Origin of the sequence: Halobellus marinus, assembly GCF_032113415.1 — an archaeon.
GTDB classification, from domain to species: Archaea; Halobacteriota; Halobacteria; order Halobacteriales; family Haloferacaceae; genus Haloquadratum; species Haloquadratum marinus.
Genome location: NZ_CP134946.1, coordinates 3,261,868 through 3,275,336 on the forward strand (window position 1 = coordinate 3,261,868; position 13,469 = coordinate 3,275,336).

At 67.8% G+C, this 13,469-nt stretch carries 16 protein-coding genes; 14 read left to right on the forward strand and 2 right to left on the reverse strand.

Features of this window, described 5'->3' with window-relative positions; genetic code table 11:
• Entirely contained in the window at positions 1-1,293 is a 1,293-nt protein-coding gene (locus RJT37_RS16155) for a M24 family metallopeptidase (protein ID WP_313686065.1), read from the forward strand.
• Positions 1,294-1,344: 51 nt separating this feature from the next.
• Here RJT37_RS16155 and RJT37_RS16160 read toward each other — a convergent pair whose 3' ends face one another.
• Positions 1,345-1,593: a DUF7533 family protein gene (locus tag RJT37_RS16160; protein ID WP_313686067.1), complete on the reverse strand. Its 249-nt coding sequence runs from the start codon at positions 1,591-1,593 to the stop codon at positions 1,345-1,347.
• 98 nt (positions 1,594-1,691) lie between these two features.
• Here RJT37_RS16160 and RJT37_RS16165 point away from each other — a divergent pair, with 98 nt between their 5' ends.
• Positions 1,692-2,402, forward strand: a complete 711-nt coding sequence (locus RJT37_RS16165) for a riboflavin synthase (RefSeq protein WP_313686069.1) — start codon at positions 1,692-1,694, stop codon at positions 2,400-2,402.
• 53 nt (positions 2,403-2,455) lie between these two features.
• On the opposite strand, the gene RJT37_RS16170 is transcribed toward RJT37_RS16165, so the two are convergent.
• Positions 2,456-3,466: a PrsW family intramembrane metalloprotease gene (locus tag RJT37_RS16170; RefSeq protein WP_313686071.1), complete on the reverse strand. Its 1,011-nt coding sequence runs from the start codon at positions 3,464-3,466 to the stop codon at positions 2,456-2,458.
• 177 nt (positions 3,467-3,643) lie between these two features.
• Here RJT37_RS16170 and RJT37_RS16175 point away from each other — a divergent pair, with 177 nt between their 5' ends.
• The 12 genes from RJT37_RS16175 to RJT37_RS16230 all read left to right on the forward strand — a co-directional run bounded on the left by RJT37_RS16175 (position 3,644) and on the right by RJT37_RS16230 (position 13,441).
• Positions 3,644-4,762, forward strand: coding sequence for a transposase (locus RJT37_RS16175; RefSeq protein WP_313686073.1), 1,119 nt, complete (start codon positions 3,644-3,646; stop codon positions 4,760-4,762).
• Between the two features lie 259 nt (positions 4,763-5,021).
• Complete coding sequence (locus tag RJT37_RS16180; protein WP_313686075.1) at positions 5,022-5,396, forward strand: DUF7532 family protein; 375 nt, start codon at positions 5,022-5,024, stop codon at positions 5,394-5,396.
• Positions 5,397-5,439: 43 nt separating this feature from the next.
• Complete coding sequence (locus RJT37_RS16185) at positions 5,440-6,912, forward strand: ribonuclease FAU-1 family protein (RefSeq protein ID WP_313686077.1); 1,473 nt, start codon at positions 5,440-5,442, stop codon at positions 6,910-6,912.
• 185 nt (positions 6,913-7,097) lie between these two features.
• Positions 7,098-8,327 (forward strand): translation initiation factor IF-2 subunit gamma, encoded by a 1,230-nt coding sequence (locus RJT37_RS16190; RefSeq protein WP_313686079.1) that lies wholly within the window; start codon positions 7,098-7,100, stop codon positions 8,325-8,327.
• A 124-nt stretch (positions 8,328-8,451) separates the two neighbouring features.
• Positions 8,452-8,835 (forward strand): type II toxin-antitoxin system VapC family toxin, encoded by a 384-nt coding sequence (locus RJT37_RS16195; RefSeq protein WP_313690017.1) that lies wholly within the window; start codon positions 8,452-8,454, stop codon positions 8,833-8,835.
• A gap of 3 nt (positions 8,836-8,838) precedes the next feature.
• Positions 8,839-9,417: a DNA-directed RNA polymerase gene (locus tag RJT37_RS16200; protein WP_313686081.1), complete on the forward strand. Its 579-nt coding sequence runs from the start codon at positions 8,839-8,841 to the stop codon at positions 9,415-9,417.
• Positions 9,418-9,615, forward strand: a complete 198-nt coding sequence (gene spt4 / locus RJT37_RS16205; protein ID WP_313686082.1) for a transcription elongation factor subunit Spt4 — start codon at positions 9,418-9,420, stop codon at positions 9,613-9,615.
• Between the two features lie 3 nt (positions 9,616-9,618).
• Positions 9,619-10,152, forward strand: coding sequence for a GTP-dependent dephospho-CoA kinase family protein (locus RJT37_RS16210; protein ID WP_313686084.1), 534 nt, complete (start codon positions 9,619-9,621; stop codon positions 10,150-10,152).
• A gap of 145 nt (positions 10,153-10,297) precedes the next feature.
• Positions 10,298-10,618, forward strand: a complete 321-nt coding sequence (locus tag RJT37_RS16215; protein WP_311173020.1) for a 30S ribosomal protein S24e — start codon at positions 10,298-10,300, stop codon at positions 10,616-10,618.
• A gap of 33 nt (positions 10,619-10,651) precedes the next feature.
• A complete protein-coding gene (locus RJT37_RS16220; RefSeq protein WP_313686086.1) occupies positions 10,652-12,298 on the forward strand; it encodes a bifunctional N(6)-L-threonylcarbamoyladenine synthase/serine/threonine protein kinase in 1,647 nt (548 codons plus the stop codon).
• Positions 12,299-12,360: 62 nt separating this feature from the next.
• Positions 12,361-12,645 carry a DUF5808 domain-containing protein gene (locus RJT37_RS16225; protein WP_313686088.1) on the forward strand — a complete coding sequence of 95 codons (285 nt, stop codon included), beginning with the start codon at positions 12,361-12,363 and terminating at the stop codon, positions 12,643-12,645.
• Positions 12,646-12,751: 106 nt separating this feature from the next.
• Complete coding sequence (locus RJT37_RS16230; RefSeq protein WP_313686090.1) at positions 12,752-13,441, forward strand: non-canonical purine NTP pyrophosphatase; 690 nt, start codon at positions 12,752-12,754, stop codon at positions 13,439-13,441.
• Positions 13,442-13,469 lie beyond the last annotated feature (28 nt).

Here is a 13,469-nt window from a genome sequence, read left to right on the forward strand (position 1 = left end):
GTGGCCCGCGAGGTTTCCGACGCGGACTCGGATCCTGGATCGGCGACTGCCCGCGACGACTCGTCAGCCCTCGCTTCGCTCCCAGGTCCTGATTCGCTTGCTACCGACCGGTCGTTTCTCGACGACGCGCTCGCGGCCGCCGACGCAGTCGGGTTCGTCGCCGTCGGCGGTCGTTTCGACGCCGACCTCCGGTATCTGACGCGCTTCGGGGCGCTCACGGAGTCGTCCGCGTACGTCCGCGCCGCCGGCACCGACGTCCTCTGTGCGCCGTCCGGACCCGCCGAGCGAGTCGCAGAACGCTTCGACGGCCGGGTCGCGACTGACCGTCTCGGTGACCCCATCGGGGTGCGCGCCGCGGCCGCACTGGCTGAGTTACTCGGCAACGAGGCTGGCGGGACGCTCCTCGTTCCCGCGACGATTCCCCACGATGCGGCCGTCTACCTCGAACGTGCGGGCTACGAGTTGCAGTCGACAGCGGCCGTCGCGGCCGCGCGGGCGACGAAAGCACCCGACGAGATCGCGGCGATCCGCGGCGTGCAGCGCGCGGCCGCCGCCGGACTCCGCCGGGTCGAGCGTGTGCTCGCAGCAGCCGAGAACAGCGAGACCGACGGACAGCGGGACCAATCCTCGTCGCTCCGCTGGGGAGACGGACCGCTCACTGCCGAGCGCCTCCGCCGGGCGGTGAACGCCGAACTGGCGGCCTGTGGGGTCCGGAGCGCGGGCAACACCGCGATCTCGGTCGGCAGAGACTCCAGTGCCGGCCGACCGGGGCCACCGGCCGACACGAACCACGCAGCCGCGCCTCAGCGGTCGCTGCGTGCCGGCGAACCGATCCGCGTCACTGTCGCCCCGCGCGGACCACACGGCTATCACGGCGCGCTGACGCGGACGTTCGTCGTCGACAGCGACGGCGGGTGGGAGCGCCGCGCACACGTCGCCGTCGATTTGGCTCTCGACGCCGCGCTCTCGGTCATCGAACCCGGCGCCACGCCCGCGACGGTCGCCCGCGAGGCCGACGCGGAACTCGCTGCGTTCGGGTTCGATCCGACCTCGGACGCGGGCGATGGCTCCGAGGGCCCGCTCACTTCGGTCCACGGTGTCGGCCTCGAACAACGGGAGGCGCCGACGCTCGACGAGAACACCGAACTCGAAGCGGGGATGGTCGTCGCCGTCGCCCCCGGCGTGTGCGACGCTGAGCGCGGCTGTATCCGACTCGGGGACCTCGTCGTTGTCACCGACGACGGCGGCGATCTGCTCGTGGACGCCTCGCGGTCGTTCGTACCGCGGGAGTGAACTGCCCGGGGACGACTCGCGGTCGTTCGTGCCGGGGAACTGACCGCTCGCCTACGCGTCCTCGTCGTCCTCGGGCGTCTTCACGACGCTGCCGACGACACGCTCCCCGATCTTCGCCGGGACGTCGCCCGGCGTCGTCAGATACTGCGGGAGGGCGACCATTCCGACCGCGACCGCCAGCAGGCCGGCCCCGAGCAGCGTCTCGCCCGCGAGCAGCCGCGAGAGCCCGAAGATCCCGACCGGCGCGGCGAAAACCAGCGTCGCGGCCAACTGAATCGTCCCGGCGATTCCCAGTCGCATCGTCCGCTTTCGGCGGCCTCGGCGTATAAGATTCGCGGTCGCTCCGGCGACGAGGTCGGATCCGGGACGCTTATCGGCGCTGCGACCAACTCCAGGGTATGTTCACCGGCATCGTCGAGACGACGGGAACGGTCGTCGAGACGGCCGCAGACGAGGGGGGCCGCCGGCTCCGCATCGCGCCCGATATCGGGAGAGCGGCCGAGACCGGCTCCGGGAGTGCGGAGAGCGCCGAAGCGAGTTCTGATTCGGACGCCGACGCCCCCGGCGCCGCAGACGTGACATACGCCGACCTGCACCACGGCCAGTCGATCAGCGTCAGCGGCGTCTGTCTGACCGTCGAGGCGTTCGAGACGCCGCCCGAGCCGTGGTTCGAGGTCTTCCTCGCCGCCGAAACCGTCGAGAAGACGTATCTCGGTTCGGTCGAGGAGGGCGATCGCGTGAACCTCGAACGCGCGCTCGCGGCCGACGGCCGGTTCGACGGCCATCTCGTGCAGGGACACGTCGACACGACGACCGAGGTGACTGGAATCGAACGCGTCGGCGACGACTGGGTCTTCGAGTTCGCGCTCCCGGAGGATATCGCACAGTACGTCGTCGGGAAGGGGTCGATCGCGCTCGACGGGATCAGCCTCACCGTCGCCGAGCGCGGCGCCAGCGCCTTCGGCGTCGCGATCATCCCGACGACCTACGAGTTGACGACGCTCTCGGAGAAATCAGTCGGCGATCCCGTCCACGTCGAGGTCGACGTCGTCGCGAAGTACGTCGAGCAGATGGTCTCGGGCTACCGCGACGCGGTCGGCGGGAACTGAGCGGTCGAATCTCCCGTCGATTCTCGGCGCACGCTGCCGCAGTCTCCCCGCGCTCACTCGAATTCAGTGAGTTCGGATTCGAGCCGCGACTCGTCGACCGGCGGCGCGTGGGCCTCGTGGTAGCTGTCGCGGTACTTCTGGATCTTCCGGACGAGATACAGGCCGAAGATGCCGTCGTAGATCAGCACGTAGATCAGGAACGGTGCCAGTCCCGACAGTCCCGTCACGGCGGCGATGAGCGCCGAGCCGATGCCGACGGTCGAGTTGTAGGTGGCGTGGATCAGTGCCGCGATGATGATCCCCTTCACCACGATCGGCCCGCGCTTGCCGGGGTTGAACTTCGCGAGCCCCAGGTAGTAGCCGGCGATCGCCGAGTAGATCACGTGCCCCGGGCCCGCGAGCGCTCGAATAGCCGTGATGCCGCCGCCGACGCCGATGAGTTCGGGGCCGAAGCCGAGATCCATCCCGCCGTTGGGGAGCTGTCGGGTGATGTACAGGGCGTTCTCGATCACGGCGAAACCCAGTCCCGCCATCGCGCCGTAGACCGCGCCGTCGAGCACCGCGTCGAAGCGATCGTCCGTGTAGGCGTACAACCGCACGGCGAGGAGCTTCACCGCCTCCTCGACCGGCCCGACGACGAGAAGGAAGAAAAGCACCATTCCGATCGCTCCCAGCGGCCCGAAGAACGGCTGGAGGACGCTGTTGAGCACGGCCGCGAAGTTCGCCGTCAGCACGCCGAGCAGGAACGTCGCGACGAGCAACGAGAGCGGTTCGTTCGTCGTCACGTCCGTCGAGTAGACGTACGCTGCCAGCCCGATCGCGGGGACCGCCGACAGCGCGGTGAGCAGTCCGATCTCCGGATCCGTCAGCGCCGCCAGTCCACCGATCCCGAGGAGCAAGAGAAACGCGAGAAGCACGACAGCGAGGCGTGTCGAGCCGGCAAGGAGGCGCCAGACGATCGCGGCGGCCCGATCGAACGGTGTTCGGACCTCCCACGTCGCGACGCCGTAGAGGTCCATCGAGTCGTCCGCGGCCTCCTCGACCGGGTCCCGTCGTTCGCTCATCTGTCGGTTCGTTCGGACTCCGGTGGCTAATGTTTTCGGGGGATACGAAGCGGAGTTCGCTGGCACCAACCTCCTCCCTGCACGACCGAACTGACACGGTGCGAGCGGAAGCCCACCCCTTCACAGTAGTTGCTGAAGTAGGAGAGAGCCGATTGTCGTCGGGTTCGTTGTCTCGGTATGGTCGAGACAGCCGAGGCCAAACAGGTGAGTCGCGCCGCCTCGTCAGCGCTGTTCCCGGAGCTTGATTTCGGTGTTGCGGATAACGGTACCTATCCGAGCGAGGACTTCCAGCGAGTCCTCGCTCGGATTGCCTTCGACAACGAATTTGCGAACGCTGGCGCGAAAGCGTATCAACTCGCCCGTGGCGACGATGTAGATGTTGGAGCCGAGTCACGGAATCCACTAGCAAGAGCGCTGCTGTATCATCTTCGTGGACTTGACGCGGACGCGGTCGACGATCAGTTCGACCGCGTCCTCGATGCTGTCCTCAACGAAGCAGCCCGCAACCGGTTGTTTACGCGTCCCGTCGACGTTGCGATCGACGTTCACGACTGGCTGTACTACGGCGACAGCGACACACCGCACGTCTCACGGACTGATCCTGACCGGGGAACCGACTGCGCCTACAAGTTCGCCACCATCTGTATCGTCGGTCCAAGCGTCCGATTCACGCTTGGCTGGGTGGCGCTGGACGGTGACGAGACCGACGAGTTGGCGGAGGCGATCCGCCAACTCGTCTCCCAAGCGCGGGAGTACGTCGACATCAACCGTGTCTACCTCGATCGTGGCTTCTATCGCGTCCATCTCGCGTTGGCGCTGGAGGAGTTGGGCGTCGAGTTCGTTATGCGTGCGCCACAGACACGGAAAGTACAGCGGTTCATCGCCGACCACGACGAAGACACGTTCGTTGCAGAGTACGAGATGGCGCGGTCGAACCCGCCGACGGGCCGGACGACAGTCCGGCTCGTCGTCGTGCCACATCGCTCCCGTGAGAACGACTATTTTTGTCTGGTGACCAACCGCGAGGTCACGCTTGACCTCGCTCAACCGCTGGCAGAAGCCTACCGTCGTCGGTGGGGTATCGAAACATCCTACCGAAAGGTCACGGAGTTTCTTCCGAAAACGTCGTCGCCAATGTTCTCTGTTCGGTTATTCTACTTTCTGTTTGCTGTGGCGCTCTATAATCTGTGGGTGTTAACGAACCTGCTACTCACACCAGACCGGGTGGTCGGGAGCACTCCTGTCCTCCCGACCACCCTGTTCCGGCAGTTTCTCGGCCCAATCCCGGACGGATAGCGTGTCACTCGGCGTTGACTCGGGCCGTCTGCCCGAGTCAGGACGCCGCTGGCTACTGGCAAGACTGCCAGAACACTCTTGATCGGTGATTCTTGGTCGGCAGTCAGCTACCGCTCTCACCAGACGGTACCATCGATCTTGAACAGAGCCGAGAACGCAACTCCTCTTCAGCAGTTCTCCCACTCGAATCAGCAACTACTGTTCAGCCGTGGGAGGATGTCAAGGATTCAAAAGCCGGCCGTCTGTATCGACGTCCAGAATGCACTTCGATCAGCGCACGCAGCAGGCCCTGCGGGACGTCGGCCTCTCGCGAGCGGAGATCCGGGAGGCCTCCGACCTCGTCGCCGAGGCGGTCGAAAGCGACGCCGAGCGCCTCCAGGACTTCTTCGACCGCGACGTCGTCCACTCGGATATGGAGATGGCCCACAGCAGCGGCGAGATCCACGAACACGACGTCGAATTCGTCGACCTCTTCACCCACGGGAGCGACCTCCGCGGCTACCTCCGCTTTGCGACCTGGGGCGTCCCGATCGAGGGCGGCCGGGTGCTCTCGGAGGACGTAGTGGAACTCACCCTCGGCCCGACCGTCGACGATCGGGTCCGGTTCGCCGCCGACCCTGACGACCTCAGATGAGCGCGATGGCCGAGCCGACGCCCCGCCGTGAGGTGGCGCGACGATGAGCGACACGGGAGACGATCCGGCGGCCCAAGACGCCGAAGACCCACCTCGCGTCCGCGTCCGGGGGATCTACACGACGGCGGTGACACAACTCCTGCTCGACGCCGGCTTCCCGATCGTGCAGGCCTCGGAGCCGATCCGCGAGCGGTTCGACGCGGCCTTCGGCGACGGTGGCCACGACGCGACGGTCGCGACCACGGACGACCGGCAGGGGGTCGGCGTTCACGGCGACGACGACGCGGTTACGACGGTCGCAGCCGAACTCCGGGATGTCGGGCGCGACACCTTCACCTGGTCGGATCCGACGCCGCCAGACGCGGTGTTGGAGGCCCGCGTGACCGACACTCTCGGAGGCGGGGCGATCTGCGACCTCGGCGAGGCGGAGGGCTTCCTCGCGTTCGACGACGCCGAGGGCTACCTGGAGACGGGCGACGTCCGCCGCGTGCAGGTCCGTGAGAGCGCGCCGCCCTGGGCCGACCGGCGCACGACGCTCGGCACCGACATCCGGGTGGACGCCGGCCTCGCGACGCTCGTCCGCGGGCGCGAGGGTGTCACGGTCGACACCCGCGACGACGCCGCGGGGCGCGAACTCGCCGGGATGACGGACCTTCTCTCCGTCGAGGTGCCCGACGGCTGGGGAATCGAGTGGTCCCACGCCGCGACGCGGGCCGGGATGGACGCGCTCGAAGCCGCCCTGGAACGGGCCGCCGAGCGCGCTGAGGGCCTCGCTGCGGCACTCGACGCTGAGGACCCCGGGGCGGACCCCGACACCGCTCCGCGTCGCCTCGCCACCCCCGCGACCGGCCGGTGGCTGTGGTTCGGCCGCGAGTCCCGCTTCGCGCTCGACGACGCCCGGCGGTCGGTGACGGCGACGATGCCCGGCCACCACCGGACGAAAGCCGCGAGTGAGGCAGCAAGCGCGGGCGTCGACCTCGTGGAAGCGCTCTGTGGCTCGCTCGGCGACGAGGAGTTCCCCTTCGCGACCGTGACGCGGCAGTTCGGGCCGGTCGAGGGCGACCGCGTCGCGATCCGGCACGGCAAGCCCGACGGGCGAGCGTTCTCGCTTGGCCGCGGCGAGGTCACCGAGTGGGACACGGACGGAACCGTCGCCGTGACGCGGACGATCTCCGGCAGCGGCACCTACGACGCGCTCGGCACCGAGCAGGAACCGGGTGATACCGCGCTGACGAAGTTCCGGGAGGGCCGATGGTGGTATCCGACCGTCTACCGGAGTGAGGGGGGCGACCACAAGGGGACGTACGTCAACATCTGCACCCCGGCCGAGTGCTTCCCCGACGAGATCAGGTACGTCGACCTCCACGTCGACGTGGTGAAGTATCCCGACGGGACGGTCGAGCGCGTCGACGACGACGAACTCGCCGCGGCGGTCGAGACCGGCGACGTCCCGGAGCCGGTCGCCGAGAAGGCTCGGGCCGTCGCCACGAGCCTCGTCCGGGCGCTCTCGGAGTAGCGCCGGATCCGACGGGGGATTCCCGGCTTGCGTCCCAACGGAAGCGGCCGGGACGATTCCGCCGACAGGATCGCCGCCACGGCCGGCGCTCGACCGCCTCGATTCCGGGACGCGAGCGGAGAACAGCAAGTTTATCAGTCGCTCGCGGCGAATTGCACGCAAGATTACTCTCTAGGAGGTTAATGGTGACACAACAAACACAGCAACCGGAGGTGAACATCGGGCTCGTCGGGCACGTCGACCACGGGAAGACGACTCTCGTGCAGGCGCTGTCCGGATCGTGGACGGATCAACACTCCGAGGAGATGAAGCGCGGCATCTCCATCCGCCTCGGCTACGCCGACGCGACGTTCCGGAAGGTCCCGGACGTCGACCCGCCGGAGTGCTACACGGTCGAAGAGACCGGTCCCGACGGCGAGGCGACCGAGCCGATCCGGACCGTGTCGTTCGTCGACGCCCCGGGTCACGAGACGCTGATGGCGACGATGCTCTCGGGGGCGGCCATTATGGACGGCGCCGTGCTCGTCGTCTCGGCCACCGAGGACGTCCCGCAGGCACAGACCGAAGAACACCTGATGGCGCTGGACATCATCGGGATCGAGAACATCGTCATCGCGCAGAACAAGATCGATCTCGTCGACCGCGAGCGTGCGGTCGAGTCCTACCAGCAGATCGAGGAGTTCGTCGAGGGGACCGTCGCCGAGGACGCGCCGATCGTTCCCGTCAGCGCCCAACAGGAGGTCAACGTCGACCTCCTGATCGATGCTATCGAGCGAGAGATCCCGACGCCCGAGCGCGACGAGACGAAGTCGCCGCGGCTGTTCGCGGCGCGCTCGTTCGACATCAACCGGCCCGGTACCACCTGGGAGGATCTCGCCGGCGGCGTCGTCGGCGGGTCGGTCGTCCAGGGGAAACTCTCCACAGGCGAGGACCTCGAGATCCGCCCCGGCCGCGAGGTCGAGGAGGGCGGCTCCTCGGAGTGGCAGCCGATCACGACCGAGATCCGATCGCTGCAGGCCGGCGGGCGCTCCGTCGAGGAGGTCACGCCCGGCGGGCTCTGCGGCGTCGGCACGGGACTGGACCCCAGCCTCACGAAGGGCGACGCCCTCGCCGGCCAGGTCGCGGGCGAACCCGGCACGCTCCCGCCGACGCGCGAGGAGTTCACGATGGACGTCGAACTGCTCGACCGGATCGTCGGCGAGGACGAGGGCGCAGTCGAGGATATTTCGACGGGCGAACCGCTGATGCTCACCGTCGGGACCGCAACGACGGTCGGCGCAGTCACGAGCGCCCGCTCGGGTGAGGCCGAAGTGTCGCTGAAGCGTCCCGTCTGTGCCGAGTCGGGTGCGAAGATCGCGATCAACCGCCGCGTCGGCGCGCGCTGGCGACTCATCGGCATCGGCACGCTGCAGTGAGCGAAGCGAGGACGGTCCCGACGCGACCACCCCGCGGTGACCCGCGAACCGAAGAACCGCGGACCGAAGAACCGCGAACCGAAGAACTGCGGACCGGAGATCCGTGGACGACACAGACGCGGAGATGACGACAGTGATACTCGATACAAACGCGCTGATGATGCCGGTGGAACTCGACGTCCGGGTCTTCGAGGAACTCGACCGACTCCTCGGTTCGGACGCCGAGTACGTCGTCCCGCGGTCGGTCGTCGCGGAGTTAGAGAAACTCAGTGCGGCGGGCAACGGCACCGAGGCGACGGCCGCGAGCGTCGGACGCGACCTCGTCTCCCGCTGTCGGGTCGTCGAGACCGGGGAGTCCTACGCCGACGACGCGGTAGTCGAACTCGCAGCGCAGGAGGGGGAATACGTCCTCACCAACGACAGGCCGCTCCGCGACCGGTTGCTCGAACGTGGCGTTCGCGTAATCGGTTTAAGGGGTCGAAACACATTGGAGATAACAGAACCATAACGCATGTACAAACGGGTACGACTCAAAGACACAGTTGAGGTACCGCCGCGGCACCTCGCGGACGTGACGCCACAGCGGGTCAAACGGCTCCTGCAGGACAAACTCGAGGGCCGGATGGACGAGGACGTCGGGAGCGTCGTCTCCGTCGTCGACGTCCACGACATCGGCGAGGGAACGGTGCTGCCGGGCCGCGCCGGGGTGTACTACGAGGCGGAGTTCGACGCCATCACCTTCGACCCCTCGATGCAGGAAGTCGTCGACGGCGAGGTCGTCGAGGTCGTCGAGTTCGGCGCCTTCGTCGGCATCGGGCCGGTCGACGGCCTGCTGCACGTCTCGCAGATCTCGGACGAATACCTCGCCTACGACGGCGAGAACCAGCAGCTCGCGTCGACGGAATCGAACCGGACGCTGAGCGTCGGCGACTCCGTGCGCGTGAGGGTCGTCACGAAGAGCATCGACGAGCGCAACCCGCGGGACTCGAAGATCGGCCTCACGGCCAAACAGCCCGGCCTCGGCAAGCACGGCTGGCTGGAGGCCGACCGGCAGAAAAACACCGCCACGACAGAGGCGGAGGGAGGGTAGATGGCCGATTCCCGTCTCGCCTGCCGGGAGTGTCACTACATCAACCACGGCGACGCGCAGGCGTGTGAGAACTGCGGGTCGAGCAGCCTCACCGAGGACTGGGCGGGCTACGTGGTCATCCCCCACCCCGAGGAGTCCGAAATCGCCGAGGAGATGAACGTGACCGAACCGGGCGGCTACGCGCTGAAAGTCCGCTGAGGGATGCTCACGCTACCCGAGGAACTCCGAAGCGCGTTCAAAGAGCCGTTCGGAACGCTCTACACTGACGCCGAGTCACTGCTGTCCGACGCGGGCCGGCCCATCATCGCCGTCGGCGACGTCGTCACCTACCACCTCCGGGAGGCCGGCCACGTCCCCGCGGTCGCCGTCGTCGACGGCCGGACGAAACGGGAGGCGGTCGACGCGGAGATCCGCGAGGCGCTCGCCGACCCCGACCATCGCCGGGGCGTCGAGAACCCTCCGGGCGCGCTCTCGGAATCGCTGCTCTCGACGCTCGCGGCTGCCGTCGATGCGGACGAGCCCATCACGATCGTCGTCGACGGCGAGGAGGACCTCGCGGCGCTCCCGGCCGTCCTCGCCGCGCCGCTCGGCGCCACCGTCGTCTACGGCCAACCGGACGAGGGGATGGTCGCGATCGAGGTGACCGAGGCGGCGAAGGCCGAGATGCGATCGCTTCTGGAACGGATGGACGGCGACGTCGACGAGGCGTTCGACGCGCTCGGCGTCGAAGAATAAGTCGCGCCGTCGCGATCAGTACAAGCGCCCCCGCGGACTGCCTCGGCCGTCGCGCCGAAATCCCGCTTCTATCGGGTCTCACCGCCGATTTCCGCCCTTCGAAATCCTTTTACTGCTTTCGGGAGGATGGTAGGACAACTGACCCATGGAAATCGACATCATCTCCGAGGACGAGAACCCGATGTTACATCGGACCGACGTCCGGTTCGAGATCGTTCACGACGACGCAACGCCCTCGCGGCTCTCCGTGCGCGACAGCCTCGCCGCGAAACTGAACAAAGACTCCGCAGAGGTCGTCGTCCACGGCCTCGACACGAAGTTCGGGATGCGGAAGACCGTCGGCTACGCGAAGGTCTACGACTCGCCGGACTTCGCTCGGGACATCGAGCAGGACTACATGCTCGACCGGAACAAGATCGAGGCCGACGAGGACGCCGAAGCCGAGGCCGAGGCCGAAGAGGCCTGATTCGGTCGCACAGCCACGCGAACACTCTTTTCGATGCGCATCGTCGGAATCGAAGGGACCGCCTGGGCCGCGAGTGCGGCGCTGTACGACACCGACACCGGCGAGGTCGTCATCGAATCCGACCCCTACGAACCCGACAGCGGCGGCATTCACCCCCGCGAGGCCGCCGAGCATATGGGTTCGGCCATCCCCGAGGTCGTCTCGATGATCCTCGATCGGGCTGCTGGGAGCGCAACGGATAGCGGAGCGGGCGGCTCCGACGCCGATACTGGCGGCGACGTAGACACAGACGCCGACCTCGATATCGACGCCGTCGCGTTCTCCCGCGGCCCCGGTCTGGGCCCCTGCCTCCGCATCGTCGGCACCGCAGCGCGGGCGCTCGCAGGAACCCTGTCGGTGCCGCTCGTGGGTGTCAACCATATGGTTGCCCACCTGGAGATCGGCCGCGACCGCTCGGGATTCGACTCCCCGGTCTGTCTGAACGCCTCGGGCGCGAACGCCCACCTCCTCGGCTACCACAACGGCCGCTACCGCGTCCTCGGGGAGACGATGGACACCGGCGTCGGCAATGCAATCGACAAGTTCACGCGGCACCTCGGGTGGTCACACCCCGGCGGGCCGAAGGTCGAACAGCGGGCCGCGGACGGCGAGTACTACGACCTCCCGTACGTCGTCAAGGGGATGGACTTCTCCTTCTCGGGGATCACCTCCGCGGCGAAAGAGGCCGTCGACGACGGCGCGCCGGTCGAGGACGTCTGCGCGGGGCTCCAGGAGACGATCTTCGCGATGCTGACCGAGGTCGCCGAGCGCGCGCTGTCTCTGACCGGCACCGACGAGTTGGTCCTCGGCGGCGGCGTCGGGCAGAACGACCGCCTGCGGGCAATGCTCGCGTCGATGTGCGAGCAGCGCGGCGCGGACTTCTACGCCCCCGAACCGCGCTTCCTCCGCGACAACGCCGGGATGATCGCTGTCCTCGGCGCGAAGATGTACGCCGCCGGCGACACGCTCGATATCGCGGACTCCTCTGTCGATCCGAACTTCCGCCCCGACGAGGTTCCGGTCACCTGGCGTGACGACGCGGAGTCGGTGGTCAGAGACCCGACCGCCTCGGGAACGATCCGCGGGGCGGAGGCGACGGTCACGATGGCCGACGACCGCGTGATCAAGCGACGCGAGCCGAAAGCCTACCGCCACCCGGCGCTCGACGAACGGCTCCGTGCCGAGCGAACGCGGGCGGAGGCCCGGCTAACGAGCGCTGCCCGCCGCGCCGGCGTGCCGACGCCCGTGGTCTACGACGTCGACCCCGCCGAGGGGACGCTCGTCTTCGAGCACGTCGGGACGGCGGATCTCGCGACTGCGCTTTCGGCCGAGCGGTGCCGGGCGGTTGGCGGTCACCTCGCAGCGATCCACGACGCCGGCTTCGTCCACGGCGATCCCACCACCCGGAACGTCCGCGTCGGCGCCGAGCGGACGTACCTCGTCGACTTCGGGCTCGGATACCACACCGGACACGTCGAAGACCACGCGATGGATCTCCACGTGTTCAAACAGAGCATCGCGGGGACCGCTACCGATCCGGAGGCGCTCCTCGCTGCGTTCGAGGACGGCTACGACGACGTGGGCGAGGAGGACGTCCTGCGTCGACTCCGCGAGATCGAGGAGCGCGGCCGGTACCAATAACCGGAACACCACCCGCCGGATGATGCCAAAACGATTTATTACCGCCCGGCGTAGGTGTAGGTATGGCAGACAAACCGAAACAGGGCGAGATTCTCGGGATTCCGTACAACTTCGAACGGCCGTCGATTGGCCGGCTGCTCTCCTCGTACTGGCAGCCCGGGAAGGGAATGCTCGTCAAGAAACCGTTCGGCATCGGCTACACGCTGAACCTCGCAAGCTGGCGCTCGTGGGTCGCCCTCGCCGTGGTCGGCGCGCTCCTCTGGCAGGAACGGGGCGGCAGCGACGGCGACTCCGGGGAGGAGGCCGACGAGGACGAGGAAGGCCCCGTCGAAGTCATCGTCGACTGATCGCCGTTCCCGCGTCATCGTCGATTGATCGCCGTTCTGCGAGTCGCCGCGACGACCGAGGGTCAACCGACGATTCTTTCTTTCGACCCGCCCGACCTCGGGGCGAATGCTCAGATACGTCACGACGAACGACGGGAAGGTCCGGGAGGCCCGCGAGTATCTCGACGCGGTGTCGCAACTGGACTACGACTACACCGAGGTGCAGGCGACCGAACTCGGGCCGATCGCGGCCCGCGGCGCCCGGGAGGCATACCAGCACGCCGGCGAGCCGGTTCTCGTCGACGACGCCGGCCTGTTCGTCGAGGGGTTCGACGGCTTCCCCGGACCCTACTCCTCCTACGTCGAGGAGACGCTCGGAATCGAGACCGTCGGCCGACTCGTCGCCGCCGAGATCGACGAACCGCGCCGCGCGTCGTTCCGGTGTGTGATGGCCTACTGCGACGGCGAGGCGTTCGCTGCCTCGCCCGATCCGGTCGACCGCGCGGATCGATCAGCGGCCGCCGCGGCGGGCGCGGAGACCGACGACGAAGCGGCGTCGGCCGACGAGGCGGAAAGGACCGACGACGCAGTGACGTCCGATGCGGCCGCAGATCCGCTTCCGGTGAAACTCTTCGAAGGCACGGTCAGAGGACGGATCGTCGAACCGCGCGGCGACGGCGGCTTCGGCTACGACCCCATCTTCGAGCACGACGGCCGGACGCTCGCGGAGATGAGTCCCGCCGAGAAGAACGCGATCTCACACCGCGGTCGGGCCTTAGAGAAGTTCGCCGAGTGGTATCCCGAGCGCTCTGAGTGAGTTACTCGGCCCGACGACTGGATTGACC

Coding starts and splice junctions, on each gene's coding strand:
- RJT37_RS16160 (WP_313686067.1), bottom strand. CDS start 1,593: ATGCGACTGGGAATCGCCGGGACGATTCAGTTGGCCGCGACGCTGGTT.
- RJT37_RS16185 (WP_313686077.1), top strand. CDS start 5,440: ATGAGCGACACGGGAGACGATCCGGCGGCCCAAGACGCCGAAGACCCA.
- RJT37_RS16210 (WP_313686084.1), top strand. CDS start 9,619: ATGCTCACGCTACCCGAGGAACTCCGAAGCGCGTTCAAAGAGCCGTTC.
- RJT37_RS16180 (WP_313686075.1), top strand. CDS start 5,022: ATGCACTTCGATCAGCGCACGCAGCAGGCCCTGCGGGACGTCGGCCTC.
- RJT37_RS16175 (WP_313686073.1), top strand. CDS start 3,644: ATGGTCGAGACAGCCGAGGCCAAACAGGTGAGTCGCGCCGCCTCGTCA.
- RJT37_RS16220 (WP_313686086.1), top strand. CDS start 10,652: ATGCGCATCGTCGGAATCGAAGGGACCGCCTGGGCCGCGAGTGCGGCG.
- RJT37_RS16215 (WP_311173020.1), top strand. CDS start 10,298: ATGGAAATCGACATCATCTCCGAGGACGAGAACCCGATGTTACATCGG.
- RJT37_RS16170 (WP_313686071.1), bottom strand. CDS start 3,466: ATGAGCGAACGACGGGACCCGGTCGAGGAGGCCGCGGACGACTCGATG.
- RJT37_RS16230 (WP_313686090.1), top strand. CDS start 12,752: ATGCTCAGATACGTCACGACGAACGACGGGAAGGTCCGGGAGGCCCGC.
- RJT37_RS16165 (WP_313686069.1), top strand. CDS start 1,692: ATGTTCACCGGCATCGTCGAGACGACGGGAACGGTCGTCGAGACGGCC.
- spt4 (WP_313686082.1), top strand. CDS start 9,418: ATGGCCGATTCCCGTCTCGCCTGCCGGGAGTGTCACTACATCAACCAC.
- RJT37_RS16200 (WP_313686081.1), top strand. CDS start 8,839: ATGTACAAACGGGTACGACTCAAAGACACAGTTGAGGTACCGCCGCGG.
- RJT37_RS16225 (WP_313686088.1), top strand. CDS start 12,361: ATGGCAGACAAACCGAAACAGGGCGAGATTCTCGGGATTCCGTACAAC.
- RJT37_RS16195 (WP_313690017.1), top strand. CDS start 8,452: ATGACGACAGTGATACTCGATACAAACGCGCTGATGATGCCGGTGGAA.